Origin of the sequence: Cellulosimicrobium sp. NPDC057127, from assembly GCF_042670945.1 — a bacterium.
In the GTDB taxonomy this organism is placed as follows: domain Bacteria; phylum Actinomycetota; class Actinomycetes; order Actinomycetales; family Cellulomonadaceae; genus Cellulosimicrobium.
In genome coordinates, this window is the sequence record NZ_JBHUUP010000001.1 from 186,623 (window position 1) to 209,920 (window position 23,298).

At 74.6% G+C, this 23,298-nt stretch carries 22 protein-coding genes and 2 riboswitches; of the genes, 10 read left to right on the plus strand and 12 right to left on the minus strand.

The window, feature by feature from the left end; translation table 11 throughout:
- Positions 1-7 precede the first annotated feature (7 nt).
- Together ACFTZA_RS00785 and ACFTZA_RS00790 are read left to right on the plus strand one after the other, a co-directional pair.
- Positions 8-223 (plus strand): hypothetical protein, encoded by a 216-nt coding sequence (locus tag ACFTZA_RS00785; RefSeq protein ID WP_378189696.1) that lies wholly within the window; start codon positions 8-10, stop codon positions 221-223.
- Positions 220-711, plus strand: a complete 492-nt coding sequence (locus ACFTZA_RS00790; protein WP_378189698.1) for a hypothetical protein — start codon at positions 220-222, stop codon at positions 709-711. Before ACFTZA_RS00785 ends, ACFTZA_RS00790 begins: the two co-directional genes overlap by 4 nt.
- A 188-nt stretch (positions 712-899) precedes the next feature.
- Here the strand turns inward: ACFTZA_RS00790 and ACFTZA_RS00795 are convergent, their stop codons facing one another.
- The 3 genes from ACFTZA_RS00795 to ACFTZA_RS00805 are packed head-to-tail and all read right to left on the minus strand — an operon-like array spanning position 900 to position 3,430.
- Entirely contained in the window at positions 900-1,598 is a 699-nt protein-coding gene (locus ACFTZA_RS00795; RefSeq protein ID WP_378189701.1) for a DUF6226 family protein, read from the minus strand.
- A gap of 60 nt (positions 1,599-1,658) precedes the next feature.
- A complete protein-coding gene (locus tag ACFTZA_RS00800) occupies positions 1,659-2,927 on the minus strand; it encodes an O-succinylhomoserine sulfhydrylase (RefSeq protein ID WP_378189703.1) in 1,269 nt (422 codons plus the stop codon).
- Entirely contained in the window at positions 2,924-3,430 is a 507-nt protein-coding gene (locus ACFTZA_RS00805; RefSeq protein ID WP_378189706.1) for a rhodanese-like domain-containing protein, read from the minus strand. Before ACFTZA_RS00805 ends, ACFTZA_RS00800 begins: the two co-directional genes overlap by 4 nt.
- 5 nt (positions 3,431-3,435) lie before the next feature.
- Positions 3,436-3,537: riboswitch (SAM riboswitch) on the minus strand.
- A 155-nt stretch (positions 3,538-3,692) separates the two neighbouring features.
- Positions 3,693-3,808: riboswitch (SAM riboswitch) on the plus strand.
- A 34-nt stretch (positions 3,809-3,842) separates the two neighbouring features.
- Between ACFTZA_RS00805 and ACFTZA_RS00810 the strand changes: the two genes are divergently transcribed.
- The gene (locus tag ACFTZA_RS00810; protein WP_378189708.1) at positions 3,843-5,243 is read left to right on the plus strand and encodes an aminotransferase class V-fold PLP-dependent enzyme; all 1,401 of its coding nucleotides are present in this window, start codon (positions 3,843-3,845) and stop codon (positions 5,241-5,243) included.
- Positions 5,244-5,349: 106 nt separating this feature from the next.
- Here the strand turns inward: ACFTZA_RS00810 and ACFTZA_RS00815 are convergent, their stop codons facing one another.
- The 4 genes from ACFTZA_RS00815 to ACFTZA_RS00830 all read right to left on the minus strand — a co-directional run bounded on the left by ACFTZA_RS00815 (position 5,350) and on the right by ACFTZA_RS00830 (position 9,660).
- Positions 5,350-5,523: a CsbD family protein gene (locus ACFTZA_RS00815; RefSeq protein WP_378189710.1), complete on the minus strand. Its 174-nt coding sequence runs from the start codon at positions 5,521-5,523 to the stop codon at positions 5,350-5,352.
- Positions 5,524-5,622: 99 nt separating this feature from the next.
- The gene (locus ACFTZA_RS00820) at positions 5,623-6,693 is read right to left on the minus strand and encodes a MaoC/PaaZ C-terminal domain-containing protein (protein ID WP_378189712.1); all 1,071 of its coding nucleotides are present in this window, start codon (positions 6,691-6,693) and stop codon (positions 5,623-5,625) included.
- Positions 6,690-8,201: a 3-oxoacyl-ACP reductase gene (locus ACFTZA_RS00825; RefSeq protein WP_378189714.1), complete on the minus strand. Its 1,512-nt coding sequence runs from the start codon at positions 8,199-8,201 to the stop codon at positions 6,690-6,692. The genes ACFTZA_RS00820 and ACFTZA_RS00825 overlap by 4 nt, the downstream gene beginning before the upstream one ends.
- Positions 8,202-8,229: 28 nt before the next feature.
- The gene (locus tag ACFTZA_RS00830; protein WP_378189716.1) at positions 8,230-9,660 is read right to left on the minus strand and encodes an acetyl-CoA C-acetyltransferase; all 1,431 of its coding nucleotides are present in this window, start codon (positions 9,658-9,660) and stop codon (positions 8,230-8,232) included.
- Between the two features lie 283 nt (positions 9,661-9,943).
- Between ACFTZA_RS00830 and ACFTZA_RS00835 the strand changes: the two genes are divergently transcribed.
- Both ACFTZA_RS00835 and ACFTZA_RS00840 read left to right on the plus strand, forming a co-directional pair.
- On the plus strand, positions 9,944-10,702 hold the full coding sequence (locus tag ACFTZA_RS00835) for a TetR family transcriptional regulator (protein ID WP_378190075.1): 759 nt from the start codon (positions 9,944-9,946) through the stop codon (positions 10,700-10,702).
- Positions 10,699-12,837, plus strand: coding sequence for an acyl-CoA dehydrogenase (locus ACFTZA_RS00840; protein ID WP_378189718.1), 2,139 nt, complete (start codon positions 10,699-10,701; stop codon positions 12,835-12,837). The genes ACFTZA_RS00835 and ACFTZA_RS00840 overlap by 4 nt, the downstream gene beginning before the upstream one ends.
- A gap of 24 nt (positions 12,838-12,861) precedes the next feature.
- On the opposite strand, the gene ACFTZA_RS00845 is transcribed toward ACFTZA_RS00840, so the two are convergent.
- The 4 genes from ACFTZA_RS00845 to ACFTZA_RS00860 all read right to left on the minus strand — a co-directional run bounded on the left by ACFTZA_RS00845 (position 12,862) and on the right by ACFTZA_RS00860 (position 16,684).
- The gene (locus tag ACFTZA_RS00845; RefSeq protein ID WP_378189720.1) at positions 12,862-13,749 is read right to left on the minus strand and encodes a DUF2599 domain-containing protein; all 888 of its coding nucleotides are present in this window, start codon (positions 13,747-13,749) and stop codon (positions 12,862-12,864) included.
- A gap of 48 nt (positions 13,750-13,797) precedes the next feature.
- Positions 13,798-14,196, minus strand: coding sequence for a DUF2568 domain-containing protein (locus ACFTZA_RS00850; RefSeq protein WP_378189722.1), 399 nt, complete (start codon positions 14,194-14,196; stop codon positions 13,798-13,800).
- On the minus strand, positions 14,193-15,656 hold the full coding sequence (locus tag ACFTZA_RS00855) for an APC family permease (protein ID WP_378189725.1): 1,464 nt from the start codon (positions 15,654-15,656) through the stop codon (positions 14,193-14,195). Before ACFTZA_RS00855 ends, ACFTZA_RS00850 begins: the two co-directional genes overlap by 4 nt.
- Positions 15,657-15,718: 62 nt before the next feature.
- Positions 15,719-16,684 (minus strand): EamA family transporter, encoded by a 966-nt coding sequence (locus ACFTZA_RS00860; protein WP_378189727.1) that lies wholly within the window; start codon positions 16,682-16,684, stop codon positions 15,719-15,721.
- 109 nt (positions 16,685-16,793) lie between these two features.
- Between ACFTZA_RS00860 and ACFTZA_RS00865 the strand changes: the two genes are divergently transcribed.
- Positions 16,794-17,336 carry a hypothetical protein gene (locus tag ACFTZA_RS00865; protein ID WP_378189730.1) on the plus strand — a complete coding sequence of 181 codons (543 nt, stop codon included), beginning with the start codon at positions 16,794-16,796 and terminating at the stop codon, positions 17,334-17,336.
- Between the two features lies 1 nt (position 17,337).
- Here the strand turns inward: ACFTZA_RS00865 and ACFTZA_RS00870 are convergent, their stop codons facing one another.
- Entirely contained in the window at positions 17,338-17,682 is a 345-nt protein-coding gene (locus ACFTZA_RS00870) for a hypothetical protein (RefSeq protein WP_378189732.1), read from the minus strand.
- Between the two features lie 144 nt (positions 17,683-17,826).
- Here ACFTZA_RS00870 and purL point away from each other — a divergent pair, with 144 nt between their 5' ends.
- The 4 genes from purL (at position 17,827) to gdhA (ending at position 23,287) form a co-directional block, all read left to right on the plus strand.
- Positions 17,827-20,211: a phosphoribosylformylglycinamidine synthase subunit PurL gene (gene purL / locus ACFTZA_RS00875; protein ID WP_378189735.1), complete on the plus strand. Its 2,385-nt coding sequence runs from the start codon at positions 17,827-17,829 to the stop codon at positions 20,209-20,211.
- 160 nt (positions 20,212-20,371) lie between these two features.
- Positions 20,372-21,364 carry an endonuclease/exonuclease/phosphatase family protein gene (locus tag ACFTZA_RS00880; protein ID WP_378189738.1) on the plus strand — a complete coding sequence of 331 codons (993 nt, stop codon included), beginning with the start codon at positions 20,372-20,374 and terminating at the stop codon, positions 21,362-21,364.
- Positions 21,365-21,451: 87 nt separating this feature from the next.
- Positions 21,452-21,853, plus strand: a complete 402-nt coding sequence (locus ACFTZA_RS00885; protein ID WP_378189740.1) for a hypothetical protein — start codon at positions 21,452-21,454, stop codon at positions 21,851-21,853.
- Between the two features lie 96 nt (positions 21,854-21,949).
- Positions 21,950-23,287: an NADP-specific glutamate dehydrogenase gene (gene gdhA / locus ACFTZA_RS00890; RefSeq protein WP_378189742.1), complete on the plus strand. Its 1,338-nt coding sequence runs from the start codon at positions 21,950-21,952 to the stop codon at positions 23,285-23,287.
- Positions 23,288-23,298 lie beyond the last annotated feature (11 nt).

The following is a 23,298-nucleotide window of genomic DNA, read 5'->3' on the forward strand; positions in this document are numbered from 1 at the left end:
TGTCGGCGTGATGGAGCCGACGCGCCCGCGCACCCCGGCCGAACGGGCGGTGCTGGGACGACTGTGCGCAGGACAGTGGAGCGGGGCGTCGGTCGCGCGAGCCCAGGCGGCCGTGGCGACCTTCGCGGGCCGCGCGCACGCCGGCGACGACCTCTGCTTCGCGCCCCGCGTGCCCGACGACGTCCCGCGACTTCCCCCGATCGAGGACGGCACGCGCCGATGAGGTCCCGGGCGACGACCCCGTACACGGCTCGCGACGGCGCGAGCCCGGCGACGGTCGCCGCCCTGTGCCGAGGGGCGCTGCTCGCGCAGCGGGCGCGGATCACGAAGCTCCAGGTCGACGTGCACTCCGATGAGCCGTGGCCGGCGGAGGCGGTGGTGGCCGTGCAGGAGCTCGACGATCTCCGGGTCGCGCGGCAGGGCCGGATCGCGCGACGGCTCGGGTGGGAGCCCGGCATCGCCGTGGAGCTCGATCCGCGTGACGACCGAGAGCTCGGTCTGGCGCTCGCGGTCGCTCCGTACACGATCTGCGGGACCGGGTACGACGCCTCGTGGAGGTCCATCTGGAACGCCGACGACACCGGCACCTCCCTGTGGTTCGAGCTGCTCCCCGCCGAGCTCGTCCTGGTGCTCGACCACGTGGAGCAGCACGGCGACCGTCCGACGGACGTCGTCGTGGCGGACGGAGGACTCGGCGGGGCGAGTCACTGACAAGTCGGACGCGGTGCATCGTCGGCGTCTGACCTTCGTGGAAGATCCCTCATCGCACGGGTACGACCTCTTCGGCATCGACGACTTCGAGGACTGGCTCCGAGAGTTCGACGCATGCCGCCGGAGCGATCCGACCGCGCTGGAGCCCCGGAGCTGACCGGGAACAGGTGATCTCCTCGATCATCGGGTCAGGCGCGCGTCGGCCAGGGGCTCCAGCGGCCGTCGGGGAGCCCGGCGAGACGTCGGCGGGCGGGCGCGAGACCGCGGCGGCTGCGTCGACCCTCGCCAGCACGAGTGTCGTCGTCGGACCAGGTCACATGCCGGACCCATGCGGTGCGCGGGTCGTCCCACGCGCGCCGGATCCCCTCCGCGAAGCGGCCGGTGGCCACCGCGAGGACGAGGTGCTCGATCCGTTCCGCCTCGGACTCGGCGGAGTCGTCGCACGCGTCGCACCCGCACGCGGGGAACGACTCCTCGTGCAGCGCCCCGGCGAGCACCTGCACTCCCGGGAGTCCGGTGACGACGACCGTCAGCGGTGCCGCGTCGTCCGCGGCGGGTACGAGCCGCACGACCCGCTCGGCGGGTTGGGCGAGGTGCCGGATCCCCGCGAGCAGCGGGTGCGCCGGTTCCTCAGCGGTGTGCGCGGACACGTCCAGACCACGCAGGTCGGCGCTCGCGACCGCGACGTCGTACGTCGCCTCGAGGTGCGCCACGAGCGCGTCGGCGACGTCGACGACCGGCGCGAACCGTTCCGGGTGGGCGCTCACCGAGTACGTGTCCTCGGGCGGGCCGTCGAGGTCCGTCCAGCGCTCGCCGTACTCGTACGGCCGCCCGTCGGCGTCGTGGTACACCTGACGCGGGATCGGCGGGCGGACGTAGGCGGGCACGTCGTCAGGCTAGGCCGACCGCGCGCCGTCGGGCACGAGGATTCTCCCCGCGGGCGACGCTCAGGCGTGCAGCGCCTGCTCCACGTCCTCGATCACGTCGAGCGGGTCCTCGAGCCCCACCGACAGCCGCACGGTCGTCTCCGCGATCCCGACGGCCGCGCGGCCCTCGGGCCCGAGCTTGCGGTGCGTCGTCGTCGCGGGGTGCGTGACGAGCGACTTCGCGTCGCCGAGGTTGTTGGAGATGTCGACGACCTGGAGCGCGTCGAGGAACGCGAACGCTCTCTTCTTGGCCGTCTCGGGGTCGGTCCCTCCGGGCACGGCGAGGTCGAACGTCACGACGGTGCCGCCGCCGGACTGCTGCGAGCGCGCGAGCTCCGTCTGCGGGTGCGAGTCGAGGAACGGGTAGCGCACGCGCGCCAGCCCCGGCAGCTCCTCGAGCGCCCGCGCCACCCGCTCCGCGTTCGCGTTCTGCGCGGCGACGCGCACGGGCATCGTCTCGAGACCCTTGAGCAGCACCCACGCGTTGAACGCCGACAGCGTCGGCCCGGTGTTGCGGATGAGGGTCTGCACGGGCCCACCGACGTACTCCTCGCTGCCGAGGATGGCCCCGCCCAGGACGCGGCCCTGACCGTCGATGTGCTTCGTCGCCGAGTACACGACGACGTCCGCGCCGAGCTCGAGCGGCTTCTGCAGCAGCGGCGTCGCGAACACGTTGTCGAGCACGACGACGGCGCCCGCGGCGTGCGCGAGCTCACTCACGCGCCGCACGTCGACGATGTCCTGCATGGGATTGGACGGCGTCTCGAAGAACACGACGTCCGCGGGCGTCGCGAGCGCCTCTTCCCACTGGGAGAGCACGTGCCCGTCGACGTAGTCGGTCCGCACGCCCCACTTCGCGAAGATCTCGTCGAAGATCACGATGCTCGACCCGAACAGCGCACGTGCCGCGACGATGCGCGACCCGGACCGCGCGAGCGCCGCGAGCGACGTGAACACGGCCGACATGCCCGACGCGGTCGCGTGGCACGCCTCGGCGCCCTCGATGAGGCGCAGCCGCTCGGTGAACGTGTGCACGGTCGGGTTGCCGTAGCGCGAGTAGACGAACCGGTCGACCTCGCCCTTGAACGCCGCCTCGGCGTCGGCGGCGCGGTCGTACGTGTACCCCTGGGTGAGGAACAGCGCCTCGGACGTCTCCTGGAAGTCCGTGCGCGCGTTGCCGCCGCGCACCGCGAGCGTCGCAGGCCGCGCGGTCGCGGGCAGCGGCTTGCGGCCAGAGCCGCCCGGCACCCCGCCCGGCACCTCGTGCCCGACGCCGTCCGCCGGGCTCATCGCGCGGCCTCGCCGTCCGCGGTACCGGCCTGGGCGGCGTCGTACGTGGTGACGGGCAGGCCGCGGACCTTCCAGCCCTCGACGTCGCGCGCTCCGGAGAACCCCTGCGCGCCCTCGAAGCCCTCGACGACGTTGTACGACGGCCCGATCCCGGCGGCGGTCGCGGCGCGCGCGGCACCGATCGAACGCTGGCCGGACCGGCACAGGAAGACGACGGGTCGCTCGTCGCCCGGCGTGAGGCCGGCGTCGGCGAGGCGGTCGAGGAACGCCGGGTTGGGCCCGAGGGGCGTGACCCACTCGTCGAACACGACGTCGTGGCCGAGGTCGGCGACGTCGGGAACGCCGATGGTGCGCCACTCGCCCTCGGTGCGGACGTCGACGAGGACCGCGCGCGGGTCGTCGGCGAGCAGGTCGAACGCCTGCTGGGGGTCGATGTCGCCGGCGTAGCCGGCGGCGGGCCGGGCCTCGGGCAGCGAGGTGCGGCGGGGTGCGGGGTTGCTCATGGTGTCCTCCATCGATCGTGGCAGTAGCACCCTCGCCCGTGCTTGGACGACACGGGGGGTTGCTGCGGCGTCGACGTGCCACGTCACTCGGCCGCTCCGGATGGTTCCTCGGATCGTACGGCACGCCGACCAGCGGGTGGGACAGCCGTCTCGACACGTGGGCGCATGTCGACACCGGGCGGTGAACAGCCCGCCGCTCGCGATGTGAGACACGCTGCCCAGTCCTTGACGCGTCTCCGAGCCTCGCTCATCCTGGTGCGCAGGTCATGAGTGCCAGCGCGAAACCCCGGTTTGCTGGCCGGCAACCCTCCTCTCGCGGCGGGGTGCCCCGGGTGACGACCAGGCCGCACGCCGACCGGTGCGCGGCAAGCGCGGGGAGCACCTCCCCGACCCGACATCGGAGGACCGTGCCGTGACCGCTCTCGCCGACACCACCTGTACGACCGACACGCCCGCGCTGCTGCCCGTCGTCGGCAGCGACACGCTCGTCCCGCTCGTCGACGGGCGCAGCGTCCCGTACGCCAACCTCGACGTCGCCGCGTCGGCGCCCGCCCTGCGCGCCGTCGCCGACCGCGTCACCGAGGTGCTGCCCCTCTACGCGAGCGTGCACCGCGGCGCCGGCTACCTGTCGCAGGTCTCGACCGCCCTGTACGAGGCGGCCCGCGCGCGGATCGGGGCGTTCGTCGGCGCCCGCGGCGACGACGTCACGGTCGTCACGCGCAACACCACCGACTCGCTCAACCTCCTCGCGGGCTGCGTGCCCGAGAACCCGGACGGCACTCCCGGCCGTGTGCTCGTCCTCGACGTCGAGCACCACGCCAACCTCCTGCCCTGGCAGCGCGCGGGCGGGGCGACCGTCCTCGCCGGAGGCACGAGCGTGGCCGAGTCGCTCTCCGGCCTGCGCACCGAGCTCGGCCGCCTCGACTACGCCCTGCTCGCCGTGACCGGGGCGTCGAACGTCACCGGCGAGGCGCTGCCCGTCGCCGAGGTGGTGCGGATCGCGCACGACGCCGGCACGCGCGTCGTGCTCGACGGCGCCCAGCTCGTCCCGCACCGCGGCTTCTCCCTCGCGGGGACCGGCGCGGACTACGTCGCGTTCTCCGGCCACAAGACGTACGCGCCGTTCGGCGCGGGTGCGCTGGTCGGGCGCCGCGACTGGCTCGACGCCGGCACGCCGTACCTCGCGGGCGGAGGCGCGGTGCGCCAGGTGCGCGTCGACGGCACCCAGTGGCAGGCGGCGCCCGCCCGGCACGAGGCGGGCTCGCCGAACGTCGTGGGTGCGGTGGCGCTCGCGGCCGCGTGCGACGCGCTCGCGACGATCGACCCCGCGGACCTGCACGCCCACGAGTCCGCGCTGCGCGCCGCGCTCGTCGACGGGCTCGCGGAGATCGACGGCGTGCGGGTCGTGACGGTGTGGCCGGACGCGGCCGACCCCGTCGGCGTCGTGACGTTCTCCGTGACCGGTCACGACCCGGGCCTCGTCGCGGCCTACCTGTCCGCGGAGCACGGCATCGGTGTGCGCGACGGCCGGTTCTGCGCCCACCCGCTGCTCGCCCGCCTCGGGTACGACGCCGGTGCGATCCGCGCGTCCGTCGGCGTGGGCACCACCGGTGCCGAGGTCGCGCGCCTCGTCGCGGGAGTGCGCGCGTACGTCGAGCACGGGCCGTCCGTCCGGTACGCGGTGGTCGACGGGTGCTGGACCGTCGTCGACGACCCGCGTCCCGTGCCCGCGGGATCGGGGCTCGAAGGACTGTTCGCGACCGCCGCGGCAGGATTCCTCGCCGATGCCGCGGGGTGCGGCCCGGCCGACTGACCGAACCGGCGGCCCGGGCTCGACGCGCGACCGCCCGGACACGACGAGGGCCCCGCCGTGGACGGCGGGGCCCTCTGCTGCGTCGTGGCGGCGTGAGTGCCGTGGGCTACTTCTTGAAGGCGTCGCGGACGTCGTCGCCGGCCTGCTTGAGGTTGGCCTTGGCCTGGTCGCCGTGACCCTCCGACTCGAGGCGCTCGTCGTCCGTCGCCTTGCCGGCGCCCTCCTTGAGCTTGCCCTTCGCCTCTTCGGCGCCGTGCTCGATCTTGTCTCCGAGACCCATGAGGTGCTCCTCTCGTCGGTACGTCTCGACCCTAGGCACGTGGCTCCCTCCACGCACGTGGTGGAACGTCCTCGAGAGGCACGCCGACGTGGGGAGACGTCACCGACGTGGCGTGATGCGCCCCGACAGGTGGAGCCGGCCGGTGCGGTCCCACGCCTGGTAGGCGAGGCCCTCGGCCGGGCCGTCCGCGCCGTCGGGCACGGCAGCCGCTACCTGCCCGACGGCGTCCCGCACGCCCGCGGGCACGGCACCTGCCGGGCGGATCGCGACGTCGACGGTGCTCGGCAGGAGGACGGGCTTGGCGAAGGACACGGTCCAGTCGTACGTCTCGCCGCGCGCGGGCCCGGCCTCGGCGAGCGCGCGCGCGGCCGTGTACATGCCGTGCGCGATGGCCCGCGGGAAGCCGAACGCCTTCGCCCCGAGGGTGGACGTGTGGATGAGGTTCCGGTCGCCCGACACCGCGGCGTACGTCCGTCCCGTCCCCGCTCCGAGCGTCCAGCGGGCAGTCGGCAGCGGCGGGGCGAACGTGTCAGCACCAGGCGTCACCCCGGAGTCCTGGGGCGCTGACACGTCGGGCACGCTGACGCCCTTCGCGAGGTAGGTCGACACCCCGCGGAACGCGAGCGTCGTCGCGGACAGGCCGGAACCGGCCGCGCGCTCGTCGTCGGTCCGTCCGACGGACACCTCCGTCACGAGGTCCACCTGGGCGCCGCGCCGGTGCGGGCGCAGGCCCTGCGCCCACGCGCGCACCTCGAGCGTGTCGCCCAGGCGCACGGGGCGCACGAGCGACACCGAGTTCGCGAGGTGCACCATGCCGACGAGCGGCAGGGGGAAGTCGCCGCGTACCATGACCGCCGTCGCGAGCGGGAACCCGAGCACGTGCAGGTACCCGGCGGGCAGCGTGTCGCCCGGCGCCTCTCCGACGACGGCGACGTACCGCGCCAGATGCTCCTCGCTCCCCGGGCCGCCCGGCTCCGCGCCGTCCCCGGTCGCGACACCCGCCACGCGGTACGTCACCTCGGGCAGCGCCAGCTCGCGCGACCCGCCGCCGGGCAGCCGCGCGGCCGCGGCCATCCGGCCCGACCCCACGACGCCCCGCGTGAACAGGCGCCCGAGCCCCGGGATCGCCGGCAGCGTCTCGACGCGCGCCGGGGCGGTCGCCGCCGTCACCGGCCCACCAGGTTCTGGCCGCACACGCGCAGCACCTGACCGTTGACGCCCGCTGCGCCCGGCGAGGCCAGGAACGCGATCGCCTCCGCGACGTCGACCGGCTGCCCGCCCTGCTGCAGCGACGCGACGCGCCGCGCGACCTCGCGCTGGACCAGCGGGATCGAGGCCGTCATGTCCGTCTCGATGAACCCGGGCGCGACCGCGTTCGCCGTGCCACCGAGCTCCGCCAGGCGCGACGCGAACGCGCGCGTGTGGCCGATGACGCCCGCCTTGGAGAACGCGTAGTTGGACTGCCCGCGGTTGCCCGCGATGCCGCTCGTCGACGCGAGCGACACGATGCGCGGACGGTCGGAGAACCCGTTCGCGCCGAGCAGGTACTCGGTGATCCGGAGCTGCGCGGCGAGGTTCACCGCGACCACCGCGTCCCACTGGTCCGCCGACATGTTGGCCAGCAGCTTGTCCCGCAGGATGCCCGCGTTGTGCACGAGGACGTCGAGGCCGCCGTGGCGGGACCGCGCGTGCTCGAGGATGCGCGCGCCCGCGTCGTCGGCCGTCACGTCGAGCTGCAGCGCCGTGCCGCGGATCTCGTTCGCGACCTTCGCGAGCGCCTCGCCCGCCGCCGGGACGTCCACGACGACGACCTTCGCGCCGTCGCGTGCGAGGGTCCGGGCGACCTGCGCGCCGATGCCGCGGGCCGCGCCGGTGACGACGGCGACCTTGCCGTCGAGCGGGCGGTTCGTGGTGCTGGGTCCGGCCGGGGCGACGGCGTCGGTGCTCGGTCCGGCGGGGGCGGCGGTCTCGGTGCTCGGGCTGGCCGCGCCGTCGCCTGCCGTCGTCGGCTGTCCGTCGCCGCGCGCGGCTTCCACGCCCTTCGCATCCGTCCCCGCCTCCCCCGCCTCGGCGGCCGTGTCACCGGCACCGGGGCCGACGCGGAGGAGCTGGCCGTCGACGAAGGCCGACTTGGCGGAGAGGAAGAACTCGAGGGTGGCGAGGGTGCTCGGGGCGTCGACGGGGACGTCGTCGACGAGCTGGAGGCCGTTGCCGGTGGCGCCGTAGCGGAGCTCCTTGGCGACCGAGCGGAGGAAGCCGTCGACGCCCTCACGGGTCGCGGCGAGCTCGGGGGAGTCGGCGTCGGAGGGGGCGCGCGAGAGGGTCACGACGCGGCCGTTCGGGGCCAGACGGCGCAGGTTCGCGGACAGGCCCATGACGGCACCCGCGACGTCCTCGGGGCGCTGCGCCTGCGTGAGCACGACGACGATCGCGCCCCAGCGCGTCGAGTCGTCCGCGTTCTGGCGGACGTCGAGCTGGAACCCGTCGAGCAGCGCGGTGGCGACGCGGTCGGCGTCGTCGGGCACGCCCGGGGTGCCGCCGAGGACGAGCACGGGCCCGACGGTGAGCGGATCGCCCTCGTGGTGGCGGCGCAGGACGGCCGGGCGCGGCAGGCCCAGCTTCTTCGCGAGGGTCTTGGTGAAGCCGGAGTTGACGGCCTTGACGTAGGAGTCGGTCACGGGTGGTCCTCTCGGTCGTCGGGGCCGGTCAGGCGCGGGTGTCGGACGTGGGGACGGACTCGAGGATCGCGGCGACGCCGAGGCCGCCGGCGGCACACACGGAGATCAGCGCGCGTGCCGGCTGGCCCGTCTCGGCCGTCTTCGCGGCCAGGAGCTTGGCGGCCGTCGCGACGATGCGGCCGCCCGTCGCGGCGAACGGGTGCCCCGCCGCGAGCGACGAGCCGTTGACGTTGAGGCGCGTGCGGTCCACCGAGCCGAGCGGGCCGTCGAGGCCGAGCTCGGTGCGGCAGTACTCGTCGTCCTCCCACGCCTTCAGGGTGGTGAGCACGGTCGACGCGAACGCCTCGTGGATCTCGTAGACGTCGAAGTCGCCGAGCTCGAGCCCGTTGCGCGCGAGGAGGCGCGGCACGGCGTGCACGGGCGCCATGAGCAGGCCCTCGTGGCCGTGGACGAAGTCGACGGCCGCCGTCTCCGCGTCGACGACGCGCGCGAGCAGCGGCAGGTCGCGCTGCTCGGCCCACTCGCGGGAGCCGAGCAGGACGGTCGAGGCGCCGTCGGTGAGTGGGGTGCTGTTGCCCGCGGTCATGGTCGGCACAGGGGGCGAGGCCTCCGACGACGCCTCCGACCCGGCTCCCGCCAGCCGCTTGCCGTACACCGGCTTCAGCTTCGCGAGCTTCTCCATCGAGGAGTCGGGGCGCAGGTTCTGGTCGCGCACGAGGCCGCGGAACGGCGTGACGAGGTCGTCGAAGAACCCGGACTCCCACGCGGCGGCGAGGTGCTCGTGGCTCGCGAGCGCGACCTCGTCCTGCGCCTCGCGCGAGATGCCCCAGCGCGCCGTGGTGATCGCCTGGTGCTCGCCCATGGACAGGCCCGTGCGGGGCTCGTCGGTCGCCGGGGTGAGCGGCGCGAGGTCGGCCGGACGCACCTTCGCGAACGCCTTGACGCGCGCGCCGAACGTCTTGGCGTGGCTCGCCTCGAGCAGCGCGCGCCGCAGGCCCTCGCTCACCGCGATCGGGGCGTCGGACACCGTGTCCGCGCCGCCCGCGACCCCGGACTCGACCTGGCCGAGGCGGATCTTGTTCGCGACCGTGATCGTCGCCTCGAGCCCGGTGGCGCACGCCTGCTGGAGGTCGTACGCGGGCGTCTGCGGCGACAGGGGCGAGCCGAGCACGCTCTCGCGGACGAGGTTGAAGTCGCGCGAGTGCTTGAGCACCGCTCCGCCGACGACCTCGCCGAGACGCTCGCCCTGCAGCCCGAAGCGCGCGACGAGCCCCTCGAGGGCGGCGGTGAACATCTCCTGGTTGCTCGCGCGGGAGTACTTCCCGCCCGCTCGTGCGAACGGGATGCGGTTGCCGCCGATCACCCATGCGTCGCGGACGCCGGGCTGTTCCGTGCCGCTGGTCGTGCTCGTGCTCCGCGTGCTCGTCGTGCCGTCCGCCGGCGTCTTGCTCGTGGCCACTGCGCTCACTCCTCGTCCGCACTCGCTGCGCTGCGTCGTTCGTCGGTCGTCCGTCGGTCCTGCCGGGGTCTCGTCCCCTGGTCCCGGCCCCGCCGCCGAGGGGCCGGTGGGGAGCGCCGGCCGGGCGGGTGTGTCCACGACCCACAGTACCTGATACTGTGAGTATCGTGAGTCGGGTCACATGCCCGCCGGCGCGCCGGACGGGGAAACCGCTCACCAGCACGACACCGACGTCGCGACGGAGGACGACGTGAACGCACACGCGAGCGGCGTGGGCCCGCCCCTGCGGACCCGCGGCCGCGCCGAGGCCGGCGCCGCCGTCGACGGCCGTTCCACGCGCTGGGACGAGCACCGGGCCGCCCGGCGCGCCGAGCTCGTCCGGGCCGCCAGCAAGGCCGTCCACCGGGGCGGCCCCGGCGTCTCCATGGACGAGATCGCCGCGGCGTCCGGCACGTCGAAGTCGATCGTCTACCGGTACTTCGACGACAAGACCGGCCTGCAGGTCGCGCTCGGCGCGGCCGTCGTGGGCCAGATGCACGACGCGCTCACGCAGGCGGCCGAGGCCGCGGACACGCCGCGGGGGGCGCTGCGGGCCATGGTCGGCGTGTACCTCGAGATGATCGAGAGCTCGCCCAACGTCTACTACTTCGTCACGCGCACGAGCGCGGTCGCGGGCACCGAGGAGACCGCGGCGCAGGCCCTCGGCGCCGGGACCGGCGCCCCCCGGGCCCCGCTCGCGGCGTTCCTCGACTCCGTCATCCAGCTCGTCGCCGAGCCCTTCGCGCGCGTCACCGACGTCCCGCCCGCCGACGCCGCGGCGTGGGCCGCGGGTGCCGTCGGCTTCGTGCGCGGTGCCGGGGAGTGGTGGCTCAGCCACCGCGACGCCCCCGGCACCCCCGACCGCGAGCAGCTCACCGAGCGCGTCGCGTCCTGGCTCTGGGCCGGGCCCGTCGGCGTGCTCTCGAACCCCGGCGCGGTGCGCCACCCCGACTCCGAGACGGCCGCCACCGCGGCCCCGGCACCGACCAAGGAGACCTCATGACCGCCACGTCCGACCGTCCCGCCACCGCCCGCGGCGCGGACGCCGACGCCGCACCCGCGCGCGACGACGCCCGCCTCGACGTCGCCTACCTCGAGAAGATCCTCCTCGGCCGGTGGGCCGAGCTGCGCGCGGCGGCTCGCGCCACCGCGGGGGAGCCGGCGTTCTGGCGCGTCGAGGGGCAGAGCAAGGAGGTGCACCGCGAGCACGTCCTCGAGCAGATGCGCCTCCTGGTGGACAAGCGGCAGGTGTGGCGCGCGTACCCGGAGCGACTCGGCGGCGCCGACGACCCGGGCGGGAACCTCGCGGGGTTCGAGGAGCTCGCCGCGGCGGACCCGTCGCTGCAGATCAAGGCCGGCGTCCAGTGGGGCCTGTTCGGCTCGGCGATCCTGCACCTCGGCACCCCGGAGCAGCAGGACCGCCTGCTGCCCGGCGCGATGGACCTGTCCGTGCCCGGCGCGTTCGCGATGACCGAGACGGGGCACGGGTCCGACGTCGCGAGCATCGGCACCACCGCGACGTACGACCCCGAGACGGAGGAGTTCGTCATCCACACCCCGTTCCGCGGGGCATGGAAGGACTACCTCGGCAACGCGGCCGTGCACGCGACCGCCGCCGTCGTGTTCGCGCAGCTCGTCACGAAGAACGTCGACCACGGCGTGCACGCGTTCTACGTGCCGATCCGCGACCCGCAGGGCGACCGCGACGAGCACGGGCGTCTGCCGTTCCTGCCGGGCGTCGGCGGGGAGGACGACGGCCAGAAGGGCGGCCTCAACGGCGTCGACAACGGCCGCCTGCACTTCGACCACGTGCGCGTCCCGCGCACCGACCTGCTCGCCCGCTACGGCTCGGTCGACGCCGACGGCACCTACTCGAGCCCGATCGACAGCCCCGGGCGCCGCTTCTTCACGATGCTCGGCTCGCTCGTGCAGGGCCGCGTCTCGCTCGACGGCGCGGCCGTCACCGCCGCGAAGCTCGGGCTCGCGATCGCGGTCCGGTACGCGAACGAGCGCCGCCAGTTCACGGGCGCGTCCGCGACCGACGAGGTCGTGCTCCTCGACTACGGCACGCACAAGCGCCGTCTGGTCGTCCCGATCGCCGAGGCGTACGCCGCGCACTTCGCGCACGACCGCCTCCTCGACCTGTTCCACTCCGTGTTCTCCGGCGAGGAGGACACGCCCGAGCAGCGCGAGGACCTCGAGACGACGGCTGCGGCGCTCAAGGCGACGAGCACCCGGTTCGCGCTCGACGTGCTCCAGGAGACGCGCGAGGCGTGCGGCGGCGCCGGCTTCCTCACTGAGAACCGCATCACGAGCCTGCACGCCGACCTCGACGTCTACGCGACGTTCGAGGGCGACAACACCGTGCTCCTCCAGCTCGTCGCCAAGCGCCTCCTCGCCGACTACGGCAAGCAGTTCAAGGGCATCACCCCCGGGCAGATGGCGCGCGTCGTCGTCGAGCGCGCAGGCGACATGGCGCTGCACCGCACGCCGCTCAAGCGGGCCGCGCAGGCGCTCGCGGACGTCGGTGACCCGCGCCGGGCGGCCGGCCACCTGCGCGACGCCGAGACGCAGCGCGCGCTCCTGACGGACCGCGTCGAGACGATGGTGGCCGACGTCGCGCAGGCGCTGCGTCCCGCGCAGAAGGCAGACCCGGAGACCGCGGCGAACCTGTTCAACGCCCACCAGGTCGAGCTCGTCGAGGCGGCGCGCGCCCACGCCGAGCTGCTGCGCTGGGAGGCGTTCACGCAGGCGCTCGCGACGATCGATGACGAGGGCACGCGCGAGGTCCTCACCACCGCGCGCGACCTGTACGGCCTGAGCCTCGTCGAGCGCCACCTCGCCTGGTACCTGCTCAACGGCCGGCTGTCCGCGCAGCGTGCGCGCACCGTGACGAGCTACCTGGACCGCCTGATCGACCGCCTGCGTCCCCACGCGCAGGACCTCGTCGACGCGTGGGGCTACGGCCCCGAGCACCTGCGCGCCAAGATCGCGTCGGGCGCGGAGAAGGAGCGGCAGGACGAGGCGCGCGCCTACTACCGGCGCCTGCGCGCGAGCGGCGACGAGCCGCTGAGCGAGAAGTCGCTGCGCAAGGCCGAGAAGGCCGCCAAGCGCTCGTCGCTCGCCACGCGCCACTGACGGGCCGGCGGCGCGCCGCTCCCGTCAGGTCGGGTTGCAGCGCGCCGCCAGCACGGCGACGAGCCCGACGTCGGGCCGCCACGGCTCGAGGTTCCACGTCGCCTTGTCCGGGGCGCCCAGCGCGTGGCAGACAAGCTGGTCGTGCATGCCGGGCGCGTCCGCGTCGGGTTCGGCGGCGACGAGCTGCGTCCACAGCACGTCGCTCCCCGCGACGCCCGCCGTGCGCGCCCACGCCGTGGGATCCACGGCGAGCGACAGCCCGCCCTCGCGGTCGCCCCAGACGGCGCTGCGCACGGTCGCGGTGCCGAGCGCCGTCGTCACCGCGTAGGCGCCGGAAGTGGCGGCGAGGGCGTCGCCGCGCCCCGACGCCTCGCCGTCCGGGCGCACGACGACGACCTCGGCCGTGGTCGACCCGCTCACGGCCAGCGCGGCACGCGGGGCCGGTGAGCCGTCGACCGGCCCGCTCCCGCCGTCCACGACGGTCGGCGCGGAGAGACCGCCGACAGGTGTGCCCGCCGCGTCGAGGACGGTGACCGTCCCGTCGGCGTTGGCGGTGAGCGTGCCGGGCGTCGTGAGCACGAGGGCAGCCGCCTCGGCACCGGGGCGGAGGGTCAGGACGGTCCCTCCGTCGTCGTCGGCCTCGACCCGGACGGGCGGGTCCGCGCCGGGCTCGGCCGCGGGACCTGGCACGGTGACCTCGAACGCCACCGGCCCGGAGGTCAGCGTGACGGCATCCGGGGCCGCGTCCGGAGACGGGACACCGCCGGTGGTCGGGGCGGTGCCGGACGCGCTCGGCTTCACCGGGGCGGGTGCGGGTTCGGGGCCGCCCGTGCACGCGCCGAGCAGGAGGACGCCGGCGAGCACCGCCGCGGCGCGGGCGGGGGCTCCGCGACGGGGAGCGAGCAGGGCCATGGCGCCCATCATGCGCGACGGACGCGCCGGGTCCCGCGACGCCCATCGTCAGCGGTCGCGCGTGAGTGCGAACGCCGTCGTGCCGACGAGCGCGAGGCCCACGCCCCACCACACGAGGCCGACGCCGGCGACGGTCAGCCCGGCGGTGACGAACAGGACCACCTGCACGTCGAGGCGCCGGGGCTGCGGGAGGCGGTGCGCGGCGGTCGGGGCGAGCCAGCGCGCCCAGACGACCACGACGGCAGCGGGCAGCGCGACGGCGAGAGCGACGCCGAGGACGGTGGGCAAGGGCGCGGGGGCATCGGTCCCGGCGCCCACGCGCCACCCCGCGACGGCCACGAGGACGAGCAGCGCCACCTCGCAGCCGAACGCGACCACGTCCACGGCACGCACGCGCTGCGGCGGTCGCGTCGCCCGCTGGTCGGGCCGCGCGCCGTCGCCGCTCATCGGGGCTCCACCTCGTCCTCGAGACGCGAGACGTCGGAGAACCCGATCTGCCGCTGACGCGCGGCGCGGTTCCAGAGCCACGTGACGAACGACAGCACCACGCCGAGCGCGACCAGCGCCCCCGCGATGACGTACTGCTCCTGCTGGTCGGCGCTGCGCGCCCACGGCCCGGCGAGGTAGCCGCACGTCAGCGCCCCGAGCACGGCCAACGGCGTCTTCGTGCGGAAGTGCTCGTGCTCGACGGGTTTGCGGCGCAGCACGAGCAGCGCGACGTTGACGACCGTGAACACCACGAGCAGCAGGAGCGACGTCGTGCCGCCGAGCAGCGCGACGGCGTTCGCGCCCCCGGGGGTGGCCGACTGCCGCACCACGTACACGATGAGCGCGAACGAGATCGCCGTCGTGACGACGATCGACACCCACGGGGTGCGCCGCGTCGGCGCCACGCGGCCGAACGCGCGCGGGAGCACGCCCTGGTTGGCCATGCCGTAGAGCAGGCGTGAGGCCATGAGCATGTTGATGAGCGCGGAGTTCGCGACGGCGAACATGCCGATGAAGGGGAAGATCGTCGCGAACGGCAGGTTCGGCGCCCCGGCCGCGACGACCTGCGTGAGCGCGGACCCCCGGGAGTCGTCGACCAGGTTGCCCACCGGCACGAGGGCGACGGCGGTGATCGCGACGAGGACGTAGATGACGCCCGTGATCGTCAGTCCCGTGAGCATCATCCGCGGGAAGTCGCGGACGGGGTGCGTGCACTCCTCGGCCATGTTCACCGAGTCCTCGAAGCCGACCATCGCGAAGAACGCGAGCGTCGTCGCGGCAGTCACGGCGAGGAACACGCTCTTGTCGTCGGCGCTCTCGAACACGACGACGCGGGAGAAGTCGGCACGTCCCTGCGTCATCGCCCAGAGCCCGACGAAGATGACGAGCAGGAGCCCGGAGAGCTCGACGAGCGACAGCACGACGTTCGTCCGCACGCTCTCGGAGACCCCACGGACGTTGACGAGCGCGACGAGCGTCATGAACCCGAGCGCGATCGCGACGAGCCCGCCGCTGCCCGGCTCCAGGCCGAGGTCGAAGCCGTCGGAGAGGAACCCGGCGAACGCGTTGGACGCCGTCGACGCCGACGTGATGCCCGAGCTCATCACCATGAACGCGACGACGAACGTCAGCAGGTGGATGCCGAACGCCTTGTGCGTGTACAGCGCGGCGCCGGCCGCGCTCGGGTACTTCGTGACGAGCTCGAGGTAGGAGAACGCGGTGATCGTCGCGACGACGAACGCGAGGAGGAACGGCAGCCACGCCGCGCCGCCGACCTCGCCCGCGACCTGCCCGGTGAGGGCGTACACGCCCGTGCCGAGGATGTCCCCGACGATGAACAGCAGCAGCAGCCTCGGTCCCATGACCCGGCGGAGCTCCGGCTGGTGCCGTTCCCCCGTCCGGTCCGCGGTCTGGCTCATGAGATGCTCCTTCGCGTCTCGCGCGTCCCTGACCTCCATTCGACCGCGTGCACGGCCGGATGTCAGTGCGAACCGGCGCGTGTCGCGCCCGCCGTCACCACCGCGCGCCCGCCGGGCGGCGTGCGTCGCCGGCGCAGGACTCCCGTCGTGATCGCGACGCCGAGCAGCAGCACGACACCGCCCGCCGCCTCCGCGGCGTTCGGCACCTCGTCGAGGACGAGCCAGGCGGCGAGGATCCCGACCACCGGGACGAGCATCGTGAACGGCACGACCGCCGACGCCGGGTACCGCGCGAGGAGGCCGTTCCAGATCCCGTACCCCACGAGGCTCGCGAGCCACGCGGTGTACGCGGTGGACAGCAGCGGGGCGAGCGTCAGGTGGGTGAGCGCGTGCCCGACGGCGTCCGGCCCGTCGGTCCACAGGGACAGCCCCAGCAGGGGCACCGGGACGACGAGCGCCGACCACACCGTCATCGACAACCCGTCGGCCCACGCCGGGGCCGGGCGGCGGCGCTCCTGCCGGACGGGGATGCGGCTGGCGGACCGCCGCTGGACGACGTTCCCGACCGCCCACGACGCCGCGGCGGCGAGCGTGACGACGAACGCGAGCGCCGGGGTCGACGCGCTGCGGCCCAGGCCGACGACGACGAGCCCCGCGGCACCGACGACCACGCCGACGAGCTGCCAACGGGTGGGTACCTCGCGCAGCGCGAGCGCGGCGAACAGGACCGTGAGACCGACCTGCGCCTGCAGGACGAGCGACGCGAGACCCGGCGGCATGCCCAGCGCGAGGGCCGTGTAGAGCAGGCCGAACTGGCACAGGCTCATGAAGACGCCGACGAGCAGCACGTCGGACCACCGCGCCGCCGGTCGCGGCACGAGGAAGATCGCCGGCACGAGCACGGCGCAGAACCGCAGGGCGACGAACAGCGTCGGCGGCAGGTCGCCCAGGCCGAGGTCGATGACGACGAAGTTCGCTCCCCAGATCACGGCGACGACGATCGCGAGCAGGGACGGGCGCAGCGGCATGGGTTCAGGGTGGGGCGCGCCGTCGGGCACGTCCATCGCATTCCGGGAACTCGACGCCCCTGCCGGCCGTTCCCACCGGGGACGCACCTGCCGAGAGAGCGAGGGACCGATGAGCCAGGACGCGACGACCGCACGGCGAGGAGTCGACCCGACGGCGCTCGCGATCGCCGGGGCCACCACGCTCGGGTGGTACGCGGTGCCCGACGTCGTCCGGCCCCGCTGGGCGCGGGCGCTGACCAAGACGGTCGTCGCCGTGGCCGGCGCGGTGCTGACGTTCAAGGCGACCGCGGAGGGCCGCGAGGCGCAGGACGCGGTGCGGTCCGTGCGCGACGCCGTCCGGGACGCCGACGGCACGCCCGCGGACGGTACGCGCGCCGACGGCACGCCGGCCGACGAGCCGGCGGCCCACGACGGCCCGGCCACGATGCCGCCGGCCGTCCTCGCCCTGGCCGGCGCGGGCGCCGTCGCGGCGAGCGCAGCGCTGACCGTGGCGGGGGAGCGGTGGGTCTACCGGCGGGGCGAGCGCCTGCGCCGGCGCGGGGCACGGCTGCCGCACACGCGCGTCGGTCTGGTCATGGCGGCGCTCGCCGTGGCGCTCACGGCCGTCGAGCCGTTGCTGCGCCGCGCCGGCGAGGACGAGGACGCCGGCTGACTCAGGCGGCGAGCGGCAGGGCGGTGGGCGGCTGCGCCGACGACGGCACGGCGGACGGCGCGGTCCGCGGGTGCAGGACCGCCGTGCGCATCGCGCTGAGGAACCCGATCCGGGTGAGGATGCGCTCGCGCTCGGCCTCGAGCTCGTCCCGGTAGCGGCCGACGGCCGGCTCGACCGTCTCGAGGGTCCCGTGCCCGGTGTACGCGCCGGTGCGGCGCGAGTACCCCGTGAGCTGACGCTCGACGAGGGTGAGCTCGTGGCCCAGCCGTTCGACCTGCGAGTCCACGAGGGCGCTCGCGGCGGCGGCCGGGAGGGTGGGGCGCGTGCGGGTGGAGCGGGTCGTCACGCCCCTATACGACCTCATCGCGAGCGCGGACGGGCGACGACGCTCCGGAGCGGGGCGGGTGAGAAAAGTCGCAGCGGCACCCGCCGGTAGACTGACGGCGCGCCGTCGTGCGCTCCCCGATCACGCGCCCACCCGAGGGAACCGATGACCGCCCCCGCACCCCAGGCCTCCGCACGCCCCGCCGACCGTCCCGCCCCGGGACAGCTCGACACCGTCGAGCAGGCGGCGTCCACCCCCGACGAGGTCCAGCCGTTCGCCGAGCTCGGCCTCAAGCCCGACGAGTACCAGCGCATCCGCGACATCCTCGGGCGCCGCCCGACGGCCGCGGAGCTCGCCATGTACTCCGTCATGTGGTCCGAGCACTGCTCGTACAAGTCGTCCAAGGTCCACCTGCGCAAGTTCGGCGACGCCACCACGGACGAGATGAAGGAGCACCTGCTCGTCGGCATCGGCGAGAACGCGGGCGTCGTCGACATCGGCGACGGCTGGGCCGTGACGTTCAAGGTCGAGTCGCACAACCACCCGTCGTTCGTCGAGCCCTACCAGGGTGCCGCGACGGGCGTCGGCGGCATCGTGCGCGACATCATCTCGATGGGCGCGCGCCCGGTCGCCGTCATGGACCAGCTGCGCTTCGGCGCCGTCGACCACCCGGACACGGCGCGCGTCGTGCACGGGGTCGTGTCCGGCGTCGGCGGCTACGGGAACTCGCTCGGCCTGCCGAACATCGGGGGCGAGCTCGTGTTCGACGGCTCGTACCAGGGGAACCCGCTGGTCAACGCGCTGTGCCTCGGCGTGCTGCGCCACGAGGACATCCACCTCGCCAACGCCTCGGGCGTGGGCAACAAGGTCGTCCTGTTCGGCGCGCGCACGGGCGGCGACGGCATCGGCGGCGCCTCGATCCTCGCGTCCGAGACGTTCGAGGACGGCGTCCCCGCGAAGCGCCCGAGCGTCCAGGTGGGCGACCCCTTCATGGAGAAGGTCCTCATCGAGTGCTGCCTCGAGCTCTACGCCGCGAAGGTCGTCGAGGGCATCCAGGACCTCGGGGCGGCGGGCATCTCGTGCGCGACGTCGGAGCTCGCCTCGAACGGCGACGGCGGCATGCACGTGTGGCTGGACGACGTCCTGCTGCGCGACCCCACGCTCAACGCCGGCGAGATCCTCATGTCGGAGTCGCAGGAGCGCATGATGGCGGTCGTCGCGCCCGACAAGCTCGACGAGTTCCTCGCCATCACGGCGAAGTGGGACGTCGAGACGGCCGTCATCGGCGAGGTCAACGACTCGGGCCGCCTGACGATCGACCACCACGGCCAGCGCATCGTCGACGTCGACCCGCGCACCGTCGCGCACGAGGGCCCCGTGTACGAGCGCCCGTACGCGCGCCCGGCGTGGCAGGACGGGCTCAACGCCGACTCGATCAGCACGGGCGACGCCGCCTCCCGCTTCGCCCGCCCCGAGACCGGCGAGGAGCTGCGGGCCACCGCGCTGCGCCTGCTCGCCTCGCCCAACCTCGCCTCGAAGGAGTGGGTGACGGACCAGTACGACCGGTTCGTCCAGGGCAACACCGCGCTCGCGCAGCCCGACGACTCGGGCGTCGTGCGCGTCGACGAGACCACCGGGCTCGGCGTCGCGCTCGCCACCGACGCGAACGGGCGCTACGGCAAGCTCGACCCGCGCACCGGTGCCCAGCTCGCGCTCGCGGAGGCGTACCGCAACGTCGCGACGGCGGGGGCGCGCCCGCTCGCCGTGACCGACTGCCTGAACTTCGGCTCGCCCGAGGACCCCGACTCGATGTGGCAGCTCGTCGAGGCGATCGAGGGGCTCGCGGACGCGTGCCGCGAGCTCGGCGTCCCCGTCACGGGCGGCAACGTCTCGCTGTACAACGGCACGGGCGAGCCGGGGCAGGTCGACTCGTCGATCCACCCGACGCCCGTGGTCGGCGTGCTCGGCGTCCTCGACGACGTCGCCCGCGCGACGCCGTCCGGGTGGCGCGAGGCCGGCGAGAGCGTCCTCCTGCTCGGCACCACGCGCCCCGAGCTCGACGGGTCCGCCTGGGCCGACGTCGAGCACGGCCACCTCGGCGGCGTGCCGCCGCGCGTCGACCTCGCCGCGGAGAAGGCGCTCGCCGGCGTCCTCGTCAACGCGAGCCGCGACGGCCTCGTCTCCGCCGCGCACGACCTGTCCGAGGGCGGGCTCGTCCAGGCGCTGCTCGAGGCGTCGCTGCGGTTCGGCGTCGGCGCGAGCGTCTCGCTCGCCCCGGTCACCGAGCGCGACGGCGTCACGCCGTTCGAGGCGCTGTTCTCCGAGTCGACGGCCCGCGCGCTCGTCGCGGTTCCGCGCACCGAGGAGTCGAAGCTCGTGGACGCGTGCGTCGCCCGGGGCGTGCCCGTCGTGAAGATCGGGGAGACCGGCACCGAGCCCGCCGCGGCCGCCGAGCAGGGCGAGACGCTCGAGGTCGAGGGCCTGTTCACGGTCCCGCTGCGCGAGGCGGGCGAGGCCTTCCGCGCGACGCTGCCGCGCATCTTCGGCTGAACGTCCGCGACCGAGCACGACGTCGGGTCCGGAGCCACCACGGTGGCCCCGGGCCCGACGCGTCGTCGCGGGCCGCGCGGCACGCCGGTTTCGTGAAGATCGCGAGGACGCCGCCGCGCCGCGCGTGACGTCGGCTCGCGCCCGGTGCCAGCATGCGGTCATGACCTCGGCCACCGCCGCACGCGTCTCGACGCGCCGACGCCCGGGCGGCCCCGTCGTGACCGCCGTCCTCGCGACGGTCACCGCCGTCGTCGTCGCCCTCACCTTCGTCCGCCTCGTGCCCTTCGACGCCGTGACGCCGTTCGCCCAGCTCGTGGGGGTCACGCCCTGGGTCGGGGCGCTCGGCGTGCTGGCCCTCGTCGGCGCCGCGCTCGCGCGCCGCCGGCTCGTCGCGCTGCTGCTCGTGCCGTGCCTCGTCGCGCAGGCCCTGTGGCTCGCGCCGTTCGTCACCCCCGGGCCCGCGGCCCCGCCCGGCTCCGTGCCGCTGCGCGTCCTCGGCGTCAACGCGTGGTTCGGCCAGGCCGACGCCGAGGCCGTCGTCCGGACCGTCCGCGAGCAGGACGTCGACACGCTCGCCGTCGTCGAGCTCACCACGGACTTCCGCGAGCGCCTCGTCGCCGCGGGGATCGAGGAGCTGCTGCCGCACCACGTCGACGCGAAGGTCGGCACGGGATCGCCCGGCTCCGGGCTGTGGTCCGCGCTGCCGTTGTCGGACGTCGACACGACCGAGTTCTCGACGTTCGCCATGCCGTCGGCGGTCGTGCAGGTCGAGGGCGTCCCGGTCCGGGTCACCGCCGTGCACCCCGTGCCGCCGCTGCCGGACCTCGCGCCGCAGTGGCACGCGGAGATGCTGCGCCTGGCCGACCGCGCGCACGACGACCCGCTGCCGCAGGTGCTCGTCGGCGACTTCAACGCGACGTACGACCATGCGACGTTCCGCGACCTGCTCGGTGACCGGTTCCACGACGCGACGCGCAGCGCCGGCCAGGGCCTGAACCTGTCGTGGTCCCTGCGGCAGGGCACGCCGCCGGTGCTCGACCTCGACCACGTGGTGACGGACCGCGAGAACGTGGTGACCGACGTCGGCTCGCTGCCCGTGCCGACCAGCGACCACCGCGCGATCGTCGCGACCGTGCACCTCCCCGGCGGCTGAGCGCCCGGTCCGGCACAACCGCGCGTGGTGCGCCCGGACGCGCCTAGACTCGAGATGTCCCTGTGGTGAGCGCAGAGGTCGGCTCCGATGGTGTGGCAGCTGATGGTCGGGTGCGCGACGGCGAGCACGGTCGCCGCCGCGTGGTGGGTGCTGCGCCCGGGGCGCCGGGACCCGGGCGCGCGGCGCGGGACCGGCTTCCGGCGTCGGCGCCGCGGCCGCGTGCCGGACCCGCTCGAGACCCTCGCGCTGCAGGTGCGGCTCAGCGAGCTCACGGCCGAGCTGCGGCGCATCGAGGCCGACCCGGACGTGTACGCGCGGGCGCACCACTACCTGGCCGTGCAGGGCGCGTACGACGCCCTCCTGCGCGAGGCGTGCCGGCTCACGGGCCTGCCGGTGGAGGACGTGCCGCTGCGCGCCGGGTTCCGCGCGGGCGACGCCGAGCGCTTCCGCGAGGAGCTCGAGCTGAGCGCGCGCGGCTGGAGCTGGTGACGAGGGTCGGCCGGGGAGAAACTGAGACGCGAGTACCGGGATCGCCCGTGCGCGCGTACCGTCGGGGGTTCCGTCCACCGCGTCACAGGAGCACCCATGGACAGCCGGCTGCAGTCCGTCTACGACGAGGTCGTCCGCCGCAACCAGGGCGAGACCGAGTTCCACCAGGCCGTGCGCGAGATCTTCGACTCGCTCGGCCCGGTGCTCGTCAAGCACCCCCGCTACGTCGAGGCCGCCGTGCTGGAACGGCTCTGCGAGCCGGAGCGGCAGATCATCTTCCGCGTGCCGTGGGTCGACGACTCCGGGCGGGTCCGGATCAACCGCGGGTTCCGGGTCGAGTTCAACTCGGCGCTCGGACCGTTCAAGGGCGGTCTGCGGTTCCACCCGTCGGTGTACCTGGGGATCGTGAAGTTCCTCGGCTTCGAGCAGGTGTTCAAGAACTCGCTCACGGGCATGCCGCTGGGCGGCGGCAAGGGCGGCTCCGACTTCGACCCGCGCGGCCGGTCGGACGGCGAGATCATGCGCTTCTGCCAGTCGTTCATGACCGAGCTCTACCGGCACATCGGCGAGCACACCGACGTGCCGGCCGGGGACATCGGCGTCGGGGGCCGCGAGATCGGCTTCCTGTTCGGCCAGTACAAGCGGATCACGAACCGCTACGAGTCCGGCGTCCTCACGGGCAAGGGCGTGAGCTGGGGCGGCTCCCTCGTCCGGACGGAGGCGACCGGGTACGGCACCGTGCTGTTCGCCGAGCGCATGCTCGCCGCGACCGGCCGCGACCTCGACGGGCGCCGCGTGACGGTGTCCGGCTCGGGCAACGTCGCCGTGCACGCCATCGAGAAGGCGCAGCAGCTCGGCGCGCAGGTCGTCGCGTTCTCCGACTCCTCGGGGTACGTCGTCGACGAGGTCGGCGTCGACCTCCCCCTGCTGCGCCACGTCAAGGAGGAGAAGCGGGGGCGCGTCGCGGACTACGTCGCGCGGCGGCCCGGTGCGCGCCTCGTCACCGACGGCTCGATCTGGGACGTCCCGACCGACGTCGCGCTGCCGTGCGCCACGCAGAACGAGCTCGACGGGGCGGCGGCGAAGCGGCTGGTCTCCCACGGCGTCGTCGCGGTCGCCGAGGGCGCGAACATGCCCACGACGCCCGAGGCGGTCTCGCTCCTGCAGGACGCGGGCGTGCTCTTCGCCCCCGGCAAGGCGGCGAACGCGGGCGGTGTCGCGACGTCGGCGCTCGAGATGCAGCAGAACGCGTCGCGCGACGCCTGGTCCTTCGAGTACACCGAGGAGCGGCTCGCGCAGACGATGGCCGGCATCCACGACCGGTGCGTCGAGACGGCGGACGAGTACGGCGCACCGGGCAACTACGTGCTCGGTGCGAACATCGCGGGCTTCACCAAGGTGGCCGACGCGATGATCGCGCTCGGCGTCGTCTGATCGCCTAGGGT